The organism is Alphaproteobacteria bacterium (assembly GCA_020638555.1).
In the GTDB taxonomy this organism is placed as follows: Bacteria; Pseudomonadota; Alphaproteobacteria; order Bin95; family Bin95; genus JACKII01.
Map to the genome: position 1 here is coordinate 473,807 of JACKII010000001.1, position 12,722 is coordinate 486,528.

Annotated in this window: 11 protein-coding genes; 6 read left to right on the plus strand and 5 right to left on the minus strand. The window is 69.4% G+C overall.

All coding sequences use genetic code 11. The annotated features are described in order from the left end of the window. Window positions 1-101 precede the first annotated feature (101 nt). A complete protein-coding gene (locus H6844_02230) occupies window positions 102-3,563 on the plus strand; it encodes a CHAT domain-containing protein (protein ID MCB9928225.1) in 3,462 nt (1,153 codons plus the stop codon). Window positions 3,564-3,658: 95 nt separating this feature from the next. On the opposite strand, the gene H6844_02235 is transcribed toward H6844_02230, so the two are convergent. Beyond that, entirely contained in the window at window positions 3,659-4,450 is a 792-nt protein-coding gene (locus tag H6844_02235) for a glucose 1-dehydrogenase (protein MCB9928226.1), read from the minus strand. 135 nt (window positions 4,451-4,585) lie between these two features. Between H6844_02235 and H6844_02240 the strand changes: the two genes are divergently transcribed. After that, window positions 4,586-5,233: a DsbA family oxidoreductase gene (locus tag H6844_02240; GenBank protein ID MCB9928227.1), complete on the plus strand. Its 648-nt coding sequence runs from the start codon at window positions 4,586-4,588 to the stop codon at window positions 5,231-5,233. Between the two features lie 260 nt (window positions 5,234-5,493). Here the strand turns inward: H6844_02240 and H6844_02245 are convergent, their stop codons facing one another. The 4 genes from H6844_02245 to H6844_02260 all read right to left on the minus strand — a co-directional run bounded on the left by H6844_02245 (window position 5,494) and on the right by H6844_02260 (window position 9,242). Next, on the minus strand, window positions 5,494-6,696 hold the full coding sequence (locus H6844_02245; protein MCB9928228.1) for a CoA transferase: 1,203 nt from the start codon (window positions 6,694-6,696) through the stop codon (window positions 5,494-5,496). 23 nt (window positions 6,697-6,719) lie between these two features. After that, window positions 6,720-7,877, minus strand: a complete 1,158-nt coding sequence (locus tag H6844_02250; GenBank protein ID MCB9928229.1) for a methionine synthase — start codon at window positions 7,875-7,877, stop codon at window positions 6,720-6,722. A gap of 32 nt (window positions 7,878-7,909) precedes the next feature. Next, complete coding sequence (locus tag H6844_02255; protein MCB9928230.1) at window positions 7,910-8,572, minus strand: LysE family translocator; 663 nt, start codon at window positions 8,570-8,572, stop codon at window positions 7,910-7,912. Between the two features lie 115 nt (window positions 8,573-8,687). Then, window positions 8,688-9,242: a hypothetical protein gene (locus tag H6844_02260; protein ID MCB9928231.1), complete on the minus strand. Its 555-nt coding sequence runs from the start codon at window positions 9,240-9,242 to the stop codon at window positions 8,688-8,690. 200 nt (window positions 9,243-9,442) lie between these two features. Here H6844_02260 and H6844_02265 point away from each other — a divergent pair, with 200 nt between their 5' ends. The 4 genes from H6844_02265 (at window position 9,443) to H6844_02280 (ending at window position 12,627) form a co-directional block, all read left to right on the plus strand. After that, window positions 9,443-10,687 (plus strand): CinA family nicotinamide mononucleotide deamidase-related protein, encoded by a 1,245-nt coding sequence (locus H6844_02265; GenBank protein MCB9928232.1) that lies wholly within the window; start codon window positions 9,443-9,445, stop codon window positions 10,685-10,687. A 154-nt stretch (window positions 10,688-10,841) separates the two neighbouring features. Continuing rightward, window positions 10,842-11,360, plus strand: coding sequence for a hypothetical protein (locus H6844_02270; protein ID MCB9928233.1), 519 nt, complete (start codon window positions 10,842-10,844; stop codon window positions 11,358-11,360). 20 nt (window positions 11,361-11,380) lie between these two features. Continuing rightward, window positions 11,381-12,364 carry a reductase gene (locus tag H6844_02275; GenBank protein MCB9928234.1) on the plus strand — a complete coding sequence of 328 codons (984 nt, stop codon included), beginning with the start codon at window positions 11,381-11,383 and terminating at the stop codon, window positions 12,362-12,364. After that, complete coding sequence (locus H6844_02280) at window positions 12,364-12,627, plus strand: glutaredoxin family protein (GenBank protein ID MCB9928235.1); 264 nt, start codon at window positions 12,364-12,366, stop codon at window positions 12,625-12,627. Before H6844_02275 ends, H6844_02280 begins: the two co-directional genes overlap by 1 nt. Window positions 12,628-12,722: the final 95 nt, after the last annotated feature.

Sequence of the window (12,722 nt, forward strand, 5' to 3'; positions counted from 1 at the left end):
TAGCGCCACCGGGCGCCTGCGAATTTTTCCCGCCAATTTAGCAGGTTGGATCGAAATCCCAACTTAAGATAGCTTCGGCCGACCTTGTCCGGAGTCACCGCGTGCCGATCCTGAACCGCCTGCAACTGCCCCTTCTGTTCGCGGCCCTGCTGCTGCTGTCCGCCTGTGCCCAGTATGTGAAAACGCCGCCCCTGTCACCGTCGCCCACCACGGTGAGCCCCGAGGACGAGCTGGCCGCCCGTCTCGCCCGCATCACGCCGCCGGTGACCGGCGACGGCACCGAGCCGGTCTGGCTGCCGCGGCCGCATTCCAACGTGAAGCAGCCGCAGGTGGGCGACGATCTCGGCCACGGCATCACGGTCACGCCGGAACTGGCCGTGCTGTTCCAGGCATCGGCGGACAAGGACTGGCAGTACTGGAAAGCGGCGCTCGGCGCCGCCGAACGCTCGCTGCCGCATACGCCGGAGGCGGCCTATATCCTCAGCTCGCAGCGGATCAAGACCATGATCCACGCCGGCCGGCCGGCGGAAGCGTTCGAGGAACTGGCGCGGCTCAACCGTATCGAGAGCGACCTGTTCGGCGACAATTCCGAAACCCTATCCCAGTACGGCCAGTACAATTTCTGGCTGAACCGCCCGGACGAGGCGATCGAATATTACAGCCTGATGCTGGACAATCTGGGCGACTGGTGGATTCCGACCTTCTACTACGGCAAGCCGGAAAATATCGGCAATGCCAAGCGGCTGGCTGGCGCCATGGTGCGGGCCTATATCGGCATGTCCGGCGCCTATGTGATGAAAAAGGACTACCGCACCGCCATGGCCTGGGGCCGGCTGGGGCTGGAACGGGCGCAGGACATTATCGGCATTTCGCACCATCCCATTTACGGCCTGTTCGTCGTCCCCACGGCCTACATGTACGAGGGTCATGCCTGGATGCTGACCTTCTACGCCGCCGCCCGCCTGGGCGTCAGCGGCGACCGGGAGGCGAACCAGCCGCTGATCGACGCGGCCAAGGCCTATTTCCGGCAGGCCCAATACCGCTGGGGCGACCTGGTGGTCGATTCGGTCATCGACTTCGTCGCCTATGACCGGGGCTTGCAGCCGCAGGAAACCGCCCGCATCGGCCCTCTGCCCGAACCGGGCCTGGCGACGCCGGAGCGGCTGGCCGCGGCGCGCCATGTGCGGCCCGCCGGCCTGGAGACGCGCGAGGCCATCGCCCTGCCCATCCCCCATCCGGATTCGATCCGCCTGCCGGGCGCAGGTGAGGTCAACTCGTTCAACTTCACCGTCAGCCCGGCGCTGGCGAAGGCCAATGCGGCCTTCCTGCGGGGCGAATACGGGGCGGCGGCCGGGCTCTACGCCGCCATCGCCCGCGATGAGAAAGAGCCGCTGAAGCGCTGGCATGCCTCGGCCCAGGCGATCAAGGCGATGATCGCCGCCGGCCGCTCCGCCGATGCCCTGGCCGCGCTCCCGGCCAATGCGGAGTTGGAGCAGGCGTTTTTCGGCACCAATCTGGGCGCCAGGGCGTTGCGGGGCGACGCCAAATTCTGGCTCGGCGACTATGACGGCGCGGTGCGGGACTATCTGCAGGTGGCGGAGGCGCTGGGCAGTTTCCGGCCGCCGACCCTGTTCGTGTTCCCGCCGCAGATCCCGCAGCTCTCGCTCATGAACCAGGCGCAGTTCCGCGCCTATCTGGGGATCGCGCGGGCGCTGATGTACAAGGGCGACTACGCCGCCGCCCTGCCCTGGGCCGAAGCGGCGGAGCAGTTGTTCGAGGAAACCCATTACGCCTGGCAGCACGAGCTTTATCGTGCCTATCTGAAGATCGACCGCGACATGTTTTTCGGCCGCGGCCTGAACCTGGCGGTGATGGCCGCGGCCCGGCTGGTGCTGGGGCAGGACGAGCCCCAGGGGCAGGACCGGTTTGCCGCCGCCAAGGCCTATCTGGAGGCCATGAGCTTCGCGAGCGGCCTGACCACGGTCGACGCCATCCGCGCCCGCGCCCTGCTGGACGCCGGCCGGCCCGCCGACGCGGAGAAGATCGCCGCTGCCGCCGCCCGCTTTGCCGCGGCAGAGGGCCAGGCCGACCTGCTCTGGCAGGTACAGGCGCTTCGGGGCGAGGCGTTGGAGGCCCTCGGCCGGCAGCGGGAGGCGGAACGCGCCTTCCGCGCCGCCCAGACCGCCATCGAGGCCATTTCGGGCGCGCTCGCCACCGACGGCTCGAAGCGGCAGTTCAGCATCGGCAAGGGCGATATCACCCGCCGCCTGGTCGCCTATGACCTGGGGCGGAAGGACTATGCCCGCGCCTTCGCCGACCTGGAGCAGGGCCGCGCCCGCGCCTTCGTCGACATGGTCGGCCAGGTGCAGTTGGCCAGGGGCCGCAACCAGGCGCTGGTCGCCAAGGTGCGCGCGCTCGACGGCCGCATCCGCGCGGCCCGCATCCGGGCCTCGGCCCCGGGCAAGGCCGCGCCCGGCCTCAGCGCCGAGGTGCAGCGCCTTGCGGCCGAGCGGCACCGCGCGGTGGCCCGCCTGCGCCGCCAGTCGCCGGAACTGGCGGACGCGCTGGCGATCTCGGCCCAGGGCTTGCGGCCGGTGCAGCAGCGCCTCGGGCCGCGCGACCTGCTGCTCTACACCCTGCCGGAGGCGGATGCGGACGCACCGATCCGCTTCCTTGCGGTGCGGCGCGGCGGGGCTTCGGTCCTGACGACGACACTCAGCCATGGCGAGGTCGAGACTCTGCTGGCGCCCTTCACCACCGACGACCCGCTGGGCGACGCGCCGTTGCAGCAGGCGGCGGTGGAGACGCTGAGCCGGGGCCTGGGCCTCGCGGACTGGCAGCCGGCCGGCACGCTCTATGTGGTGCCGAGCCGGTCGCTCTATTTCCTGCCCTGGGCGGCGATGCCGGTCCGGGTGCCGGTGGTGGTGCTGCCGACCGGCGGCTGGCTGCTGCGCTCGCCCGACCGCATCGCCACGGCCCGCGCCGCCATTGTCGGCGACCCGGCCCTGGGCGGCGACTGGGAGTCGCTGCCCGGCGCGCGTGTGGAGGCGGACGACATCGCCGCGCTTTACGGCGTCTCGGCGATCACTGGCAGCGCGGCCAGCGTCGAGGCACTGCGCGCCCGCGTCGGCCGCGGCGTGCGCGTGCTGCATCTGGCGACCCACGGCGTGTTCAATGCGCGCGAGCCGCTGCAATCGGCGATCCTGCTCAGCCATGACGGTGGCACCGAGCGCCTGACGGCGTCCGACCTGTTCGAACAGCCGCTGCCGGCGACCCTGGTGGTCATGTCCGCCTGCGAGACCGGCCTCGGCCAGGTGACGGCCGGCGACGATTTCCTCGGCCTCGCGCGCTCGTTCTATCTAAGCGGGACGCATGCGGTGGTGAACAGCCTCTGGCCCGTGCATGACAAGCCCACCCGGCGGTTCATGGAAGTGTTCCACCGCGAAGCCGCCGGGGGCGACCTGGGCCGGGCCTGGCTGAAAGCTCGCGACACGCTGAAGGACGAGGGCTTGCCGCCGTCGGTCTATGGCGCGTTTGTCCTGGGCGGAGCCGCGCGCATCTGATACTGGGGCCCTTCAGCGCCCCCCGCCGCTCTCATCCTGAGTGGCGCGCGGCGCGTATCGAAGGACGGGGGGAGGCCTCGCTCCGGGTGCGCGGTTCAGATCGCCGCTACCGCGTGACCGCCGTCGACCACCAGCACCTGGCCGGTGACATAGCGCGACGCGTCGCTGGCGAGGAAGAGCAGGGCGCCGGTCAGGTCGTCCGGCAGGCCCAGCCGGCGCATCGGCACGCGGGCGATCAGGGCCTTGCCGGGCTCGGTCTCGAAAAAGGCGCGGTTCAGGTCGGTCAGGATATAGCCGGGCGCCAGCGAGTTCACCCGGATCTGCTGGCGCGCCAGCTCCATCGCCATCACCCGTGTCAGGTGGTCGAGGCCGGCCTTGGCGACGCCGTAGGCCACCACCCCCGGCTGGGTGCGGATGCCCAGCAGCGAGGAGATGTTGACGATGGTGCCGCCGTCTCCATCCTCGGCCATCTGGCGCGCCACCGCCTGGGCGACGTTCCAGGCGCCGGTCAGGTTGGTGTCCAGCACCGTCTCCCAGTCCTCGGCGCTGACATCCAGCAGGCGGCGGGTGACGGCGACGCCGGAATTGTTGACCAGCACGTCGATGCGGCCGGCCTGCTCCACCGCGGCGGCGACGGCATCCTCGGCCTGGTCCTTGTCGCGCACGTCCAGTTGCAGGGCGATGGCGCTGCCGCCGGCGGCCTCGATATCGTCCTTGACCACGGCCAGTTGCTCGACGCCGCGGGCCGCCAGCACCACGGTGGCGCCGGCGGCGGCCAGGGTCTCGGCAAAGCCGCGGCCGAGCCCGCGCGAGGCGCCGGTGATCAGCGCGACCTTGCCGTCCAGGCGAAAGGCACGGGTCGGGTCGGCGGCGCTGTCTGATGGCATGGCGGTGGTCTCCCTGGCGGTGGACGGTCTGGGGCAGTGGCGGGGGCATCGGGCTTGACCATGGACTTGACCGCAGGGGCCTCCGCCCCGCATGGTCCCCCATTCCTGCGAGACCGGCCGGGAGGGCTGTCGCCCATGCGCATCGATATCTATTCCGACACCATCTGCCCCTGGTGTTACATCGGCAAGCGGCGCTTGCAACGCGCCCTGTCGGCGCGCCCGGATCTGGAGGCGATCGTGCACTGGCACGCCTTCCAGCTCAACCCCTGGATGCCGGCGGCGGGCATGCCGCGCGAGGAATATCTGCGGGCCAAGTTCGGCGCCAGCGATGCGGGCCGCATTTATGCCAGCATCCGCGAGGTGGGCGCGACCGAAGGCATCGACTTCCGCTTCGACCTGATGGAGCGCACGCCCAACACCGTGCGCTCGCACCGGCTGATCGCCTGGGCGGCGGAGCAGTCGGGCGACGACCCCCAGGGCGCCGTGGTCGAGGCTCTGTTCCAGCTCTATTTCCTGGAGGGCAAGGACCTGGGCGCCACCGTCACCCTGCTGGAAGCGGTGGAGCGCACCGGCCTGGACATGGACCTGGCCGAGGCGTTTCTGGCCACCGACCTCTATGCCGACCGTGTGGTGCAGGAAGACGCCCACGCCCGGCGCATGGGCATTCAGGGCGTGCCCTGCTTCATCGTCGAAGGCTCCTATGCCATCAGCGGCGCGCAGGAGCCGGAATACTTCTTCCCCCTGTTCGACCTGATCGAAACGGGCCAGGCCGCGGCGGAATAGGTCCGAGCCCAAGGGGGGCGGGGGCGCCCTTGCCCCCTCCGGCCCGCATTGCGAGTCGCGCCGCCCTTCCTCCCTGGCGTCATTGCGAGAAGCCGCAGGCGACGAAGCAATCCAGCCTGACTCTGCCGGAGCCGCGGCCTGCCTGGATTGCCACGCCCGCTGCGCGGGCTCGCAATGACGCCGGGAAGGACGGTAAGGGAGGCAGCCGAGGCGTCAGAAAGAGAGGCGGCGGCGGAATAAGGCCGGGGCCGCTGGCGCGCCTATTGCGGCGCCTCGAACGCCGCGCCCTCGGCCAGGAGCGTTTCGGTCTCGTCGTCGGCAAAGCCGAACTCGGCCAGGATTTCCCGCGTGTGCTGGCCCTTGGCCGGGGCCGGGCGGTAGGTGGCGTTGTAGCGGCCGTCGCGGCGGATCGGAACGCCGATCGCTTCCGGCACCGAGGGCGCCATCGGGTCGACCAGCGGCAGGGCGGCGGCCAGGTTCGGGTCGCCGGCCACATCCGCGAACGTGTTGATCGGGCCGCAGAGAATGTCGGCCGCGCGCAGCCGCTCCACCCAATAGGCCGCGGGCTCGGCGGCGAACAGGGGTTCGATGATCGCGTCCAACTCGGCCCGGTGCTCGACCCGGAGCGCGTTGGTGGCGTAGCGCGGATCGCCGGCCAGATCCTCCAGCCCCAGGGCCGCGCAGAGTTTCTGCCAGTGCTCGTTGCGCAGGATGGCGAGGCTGATATGGCGCCCGTCGCCGGCGCGGAAGGCGCCCGCCGGCGCCAGATTGGTGTTCTGGTTGCCCTGGCGCAGCGGCACCTTGCCGGAGGCGCGAAAGCGGGTATAGCCGGCGCTCATCAGCGCCAGCGCCGCCGCCATCAGGCTGATGTCGATCTCGGCGCCGCCCTTGCCGGTGAGCCGGCCGTAAAGCGCCAGCAGGATCGCCTGCACGGCGGCGTTGGCCGCGGCCATGTCGATCAGCGGGAAGCCGACCCGGAGCGGTGGGCCGTCCGGCTCGCCCACCAGGCTCATGACGCCGCTCATGGCCTGCATGATGGTGTCGCTGGCCGGCAGTTCCGCATAGGGGCCGGTCTGGCCGAAGCCGGAAATGGTGCAATAGACCAGATCGGGCTTCAGCACCCGGCAGCGCTCGTAGCCGAAGCCCAGCTTGGCCATCACGCCGGGGCGGTAGTTGGAGATCAGCACGTCCGCCCGCCCCACCAGCCGCTCCAGCACCGCGCGGCCGCCGGGGCTCGCCACGTCCAGGCCGATGTCGCGCTTGTTGCGGTTGAGGGCGATGAACTGGGCGTTGGCCTCGCCGTCGACCTGGAAATGGTCAGCGGGCCTCGACCAGTCGCCGGCCGGGCGCTCCACCTTGACGACATTGGCGCCTTGGTCCGACAGCACCATGGCCGCATAGGGACCGGCCACGCCTTCGGTCATGTCGATGACGGTGATGTTGGAAAGAATGCCCCGCTCCACGGCCGGTCCTGCCCCCATCCCGCCTAGAACAGCCGGGCGGAGGCGATTTTCGCCCCCTCCACCATGGCGCCCAGCTTGGACCAGACCACGCTGGGCGCGACCCGGCCGGCGCCGGCCGAGGTGTCGAAGCCGCAGTCGGTGGCGGCCAGCACGCGGGAAGGATCGCCGAGCGTGGCGGCGACGCGCTCCAGCCGGTCGGCGACGGTTTCCGGGTGCTCGACATAGTTGGTGGTGGTGTCGATGCAGCCGACGATCACGCTCATGTCGTCCGGGATATTCCGGGGTGTGAAGGCCCGGTATTCGTGCTGGTGGCGCGGATTGCCCATGGGCAACAGCAGCGCGCCCGCATGGGCCTTGGTCAGGATCGGCAGCATCTCGCTGATGGGCACGTCGGCGTCGTGCGGGCCCTCGTAATTGCCCCAGCAGGCGTGCAGGCGGATGCGTTCCTTCGGCAGGTCGGCGGTGACGCGGCGCAGCTCCTCGATCACCCGCTCGACAAAGGCGAGGAATTCGCTGCGCGGCCGCTCGGCGAAATGGCCATGGCCTTCCAGCGCCAGGTCGGGGGCGTCGATTTGCAGGTCGAAGCCGTGTTCGATGATGGTGCGGTATTCGATGGCGACCGCATCGGTGATCGCCCGCAGATAGGCGTCGAACGAGTCGTAATATTCGTTCGGAATCGCGGTGGCGACGATGCCGGGCGAGGGCGCGGTGAAAAACGTGCCGGTCGGGCTCTGCCCCTCCAGCGCGCGCCGGAACTGGCGGCATTCGGCGGCGACCGCGTCCGGGTCCAGGTATTTCAGCGCGCCGACCACCTTGGGCGGCGTCATGTTGGAGACGACGGCCTTGCCCTCGAAGATCGCCTGGCGGATCGGCGCGAAATCCGGGTGGTTCTTGATGTCCTTGAACGGCTCGCGATAGCCGCCGGGGCCGAAGCCGCTCAGCCGGCGTTGCAGATAGAGGAAGAAGGCCTCGCGCGGCTGCTCGCCATTGTTGACCAGATCCAGGCCGGCGGCGATCTGCTGGCGCACATTGGCGCGGGTCGCCTGCTCGCCCAGGTCCGCGATCCTGGCCTCGTCCACTGGCTGGCCGCCGGCGCGCTCGGCATAAAGGCGGGTCAGGTCCAGCGGGCGCGGCAGGCTGCCGGCATGGGTGGTGAGGATGCGGCCGTCGGATCGCAGCATGGGCGAGGGGCCCTTTCGGCTTGGCGGAAACTCTACAGCACGTGATCGTAGAGCATCAGGCCGGCAAAGCCCAACAGGATCGCACCGGTGATCCAGTTGATGCCGTGCTGCACGGCGGGCCGCGCCAGCCAGCCACGGATGGCCTTGGCCGCCAGCGCCAGGCCTCCGTTCCAGAACAGGCTCATGGCGATCAACAGCCCGCCCATCACCGCCAGCTGCTTCGGCACGCTGCCGGCCTCCGGCCGCACGAATTGCGGCATCAGCGACAGGAACAGCAGGATGACCTTGGGGTTGAACAGGTTCGACATCAGCCCGTCCCGCAACGCCCGCCCCGCCGAGACATAGGGCGCGCCGACGGAGGCGGTCACATTGCCGAACGAGATCACGCCGGCCCGGAAGGCCTGGGCGCCGAGCCAGGCCAGATAGGCGGCACCGATCACGGCGATCACGGCCAGCGCGGTGGGGCTCGCCGCGATCAGCAGCGACAGGCCCAGCACCGTCGCCAGGGTGTGGCCGGAGAGGCCCAGCAGCGTGCCCGCCACCGTGCCGAGCCCGGCCGGCAGGCCGCTGGTCAGCGTGTGGCGCACGATCAGGGTCGTGTCCGGCCCCGGCGAGACGACGATGGCGCCCGCGGTCAACAGGTAGGCGAGGAGGGTGGCGGTGTCGGTCACGGTGTCGGTCGCGGTGTCGGTCACGGGGCGAGAGGCGGGCGATGCGATGATGGCTCCGCACTCTCTAGCCCGGAATGGCGGACACGGTAAGCGCGACAGGCGGTCGTTCCCTCTCCCTCCGCCGCGACCCGGTCTGGACCTAGGCCTCGATGTCGTGGACGTGCACGTCCTTCGCGGAATGGCGCCGCAGAATGTCCGTCGCCTGCTGCTCGTGCGCGCGATCCCGGATATGCACCCAGAGCAACAGGCCGCCATGGTCCAGTTGCGTCTGGATATAGCGGGCATGGTTCAGGTCGAGCATGCCTGCCAGCACGGTGCCGACCAGCGCGCCGGTCGCGCCGATGGCCGTCGCGCCCGCAATCGCTGCCGCCAGCGTGCCGCCGGAGGCGAACACCGCACCCGCCGCCGCAACGGCGCCGATATAGGACAGGGCGCCGATCAGCCCGCCCTCGGCATCGCCGCGGGATTCCGGCGCGATATAGTCGGCGCGCGGCGCCTCGGGGTCGTCCTCCGCATCCTCGACGCGGCGATAGATGTGGCCGAGTTTCTCGCGCACCGCGTCTTCGCCGGCCATGAGATTCAGGTCGACCCGGCCGAAGCCGGCACTCTGCAACTCGTCAATCGCGGCCTGGAGCGAGTCGGCGTCGCCGAACACTCCCACGGCTTCGCGGACCATTGGCCTGTCGTTTGGCATAGTATACTCCAATATTGCTATCTCAAAACCCAATATTTATGGATTATTGGCGAGGGTTCATTGATCCGTGTCAATACTTTGCCCTCGTTGTGGTCTTGTCCCGGCGGCCGTCCGCCCGTCGCTTTCGCTTTCGACCCCGGCGGGATTCGGGCATAACGGTCCCGACAACGCCCTTTCCCGCCTTCCGGACGCCCGACCCCATGCGCATCGAGATCATCTGCACCGGCGACGAGGTGCTGAGCGGCAAGACCGTGAACACCAATTTCAGCCACATCTCCCGCCGCCTGCAGGAAGAGGGGCTGCCGGTCACCTGGGAGACCACGGTCGGCGACGATCGCCCGACCCTGATCGAGGCGTTCCGGCTGGCCTCCACCCGCGCCGACGCGGTGATCGTCAATGGCGGCCTCGGGCCGACCAAGGACGACCTGTCGCAGGAGGTCGCGGCGGAGGTGGCGGGCGTCGGCCTCGCCCTCTGGCCGGACTGGCTCGCCAAGATCGAGGCCTTCTATGCCGAGCGCGGCCGCGCCATGCCGCCGAACAACCGCAAGCAGGCCATGCTGCCCGAGGGCTCGGAACTGATCGACAACCCGGTCGGCACCGCCTGCGGCTTCCAGATCGACATCGGCAAGGCCCGCTTCTACTTCACCCCCGGCGTGCCGCGTGAGGTCTACCGCATGCTGGAGGACCAGTTGATCCCGCGCCTGCGCCAGTTGTTCGGCGTGCGCCAGGTCAACTATCTGAAGCGCTTCCACTCGTTCGGCCTGGGTGAAAGCCGGGTCGACAACCTGCTCTCCGGCGTCGAGGACCTGGCGCCGGCCGGCGCGGTCAAGCTGGGCTTCCAGGCGCATTATCCGCAGCTGGAAACCAAGCTGGCCGTGCAGGCGCCGACGCTGGAGGAGGCGATGGCCATCGTCGCGCCCGTGGCCGACGAGGTGCGCCGGCGGCTTGGCAACGTCATCCTGGCGGAGGACGACGACAGCCTGGAAAGTGTGATCCTGGCGGCCCTCTCGGCCGCGGGCGGCGACGTCGCCATTGCCGAGGTGGGGACGTTCGGCCAGGTCGGCATGCGCCTCGCCGCCGCCGACCCGGAGGGCGGCGTGTTCCGGCGGTCCGCGGCGACCAACCGCCGCCACGACCTCGCCACCCTGCTGGACCTCGCCAGCGAGGACGAGGCGCTGGTGGAGAACGCCGCCAGCACGGTGCGGGTGCAGACCGGCACCAGCCACGGGCTCGCCATCCTGGTCGACACCAGCGGCGCCCGCGACCCGCAGATCGAGATCGCCATCGCCACGGCGGACCATGTGGTGCGCCGCGGCTCCAACCTGGTCGGCAACGGCGAGCGGGTGCGCAACGGCGCCGTCGAGATGGCCCTGGACAGCCTGCGCCGCCTGCTGACCGGCAAGCCGGTCGACGAGGTCCTCGATTTCGAACGCGCGCCGCGGTAGGCGGATGTGAACCCGCATGGGCATGTGGTATTTGGCAGACGAACAGACGTCGCTCGGACGGATTTGTCGTCCCGTACGTCCCGTGTTTTGTGGTGTTATCCCACATCGGCCCGACCTCTGCCTCCCCAATGCCAACCCTGGAGACCGAAGCCGCATGAGCGCGGAAAAGCAAATAGCTGCCATTCCCGGCCTGGACACTGCAGCCCGCGCCCGCCTGCGCGCCAACGCCGAACGCCTGGCCGCGTCCGGCTCTGCAACCCAGCAGGCCGATGCCCGGGCAGTCCTCGCTGCCCTCGACGCCCAGGCGGCTACGGACCATGAAACCCGGCAGTCCGCCCCTCTTGCCCGCCTGGTGACCGAAGCCTTCACCGCGGAGCCGCCGACAGAGACCGATCGACAGGTGCTCCAGGCCCTGTTGGATCATCCCGCCAGCACCGCCGAAGACCTTTCCGCCGCCTGCGGCTGGGACGGCGGTGCCTGGCAACTGCATTTCGGCAGCATGTGCGAGCGCCGGAAAGTCTGGCTGCCGGATCCCGACTATGTGCCGGCGCGCAATGGTTATTTCTATTCGGGCCTTCTTGCCGACTTGGACGAGCACAACCGCTTCACCATGAAGCCGGAGGCAGCCGAGGGCCTTGCAGCGGTGGGGATCGGGAAGGGGCCTGCCAGCTGACGCTCGCAGGCCGGTTGCGGATGGCTGCGCTAAGACCCGGCCCCCGAACCCCGCCCTTGCGCCCGTGCCGCGCCCGGGTCCAGACTGGTTCGCAAGCAACAACCAGAGAGGAGCCCCCGATGGAACCCGTCCGTTATATCGACCGGACGCGGGACGACTATCTGCGGCAGGGGTATGAGACGCCCTACCAGTGGGCGCATCACACGACCGCCCCCTTCACGCCGTTGACCAAGCCGCTCTCGCAATGCCGCGTCGGCCTGATCGGCACCAGCGAGGTCGCCGTTCATTTCGATCCCGAGACCGAAGCCAACCCCATCGTCGAAGAGGATTTCCGCGGCGTCTACACCATCCCGGCCGACACCCCGACCGAGAAGCTCTACAGCCGCACCCAGTCCTTCGACATGAACGCCACGCATCTGGACGACGTGAACGCGTTCTACCCCGTCGACCGCCTGCGCGAGGCGGTGGCGGACGGGCGCATCGGCTCCATGCCGGACCGGGTCTATGGCTGCTACAACAATTACAGCCAGCGCAAGGTGCTGGAGCAGGAGGCCCCGAAGGCGCTGCAACAGTGCCGGGAAGACGGCATCGACGCCCTGATCATGGTCCCCGTTTGACCCGTCTGCCATCAGACCGTGAGTCTGATCAGCCGGTATATCGAGGACCACGGCATCCCGACCGTCGTCATGGGGGCCGCCAAGGACATTATCGAATATTGCGGCGTCGCCCGCTTCCTGTTCGTGGATTATCCGCTGGGCAATCCCTGCGGCGAGCCGGGCAATGCCGGCCAGCAACGCGACATTTTTCAGATGGCGCTCGACCTGCTGGAGCGCGCGCCGGGGCCGATGACCACCCGCCAGGCGCCCTACCAGTGGGCCAGGGGCGACGAGTGGAAACGCCTTGTCTTCACCGCGGAACAGCCCTGGCAGAACGAGGAAATCAAGGCCAAATGGCTCGCGCGGAAGGACGAATACCGCCGCCTGCGGGCAGAAGGGAAAGTCTGATGAGCGCATCGGCACCGCCGCCGGCGGAGCGGGAGGTGGTCGTCTACACCTCCCCCATGTGCGCGCCCTGCGAGGCGCTGAAGCACTACCTGACGAGCCATGGCGTCGCCTTCCGCGTGCGCGACCTGCTGATGGACGAGGATGCCCAGGACCGTCTGGACGCCGCCCGCATCCGCTCCACCCCCGCCCTGGAGGTGGACGGCCAGCTCTACGCCGGCGACGCCCTGAACCCGGACGCGGTCAAGGCCCTGCTGGGGCTTTAGAGCGCTTTCGGCACGGGTTGCCCCACTGTCCCGCCCCATCTCCCGCGCAAGCGGGGACAGGGGAGATGGACTGGTGAGCCAGCGGGAAAAGAACC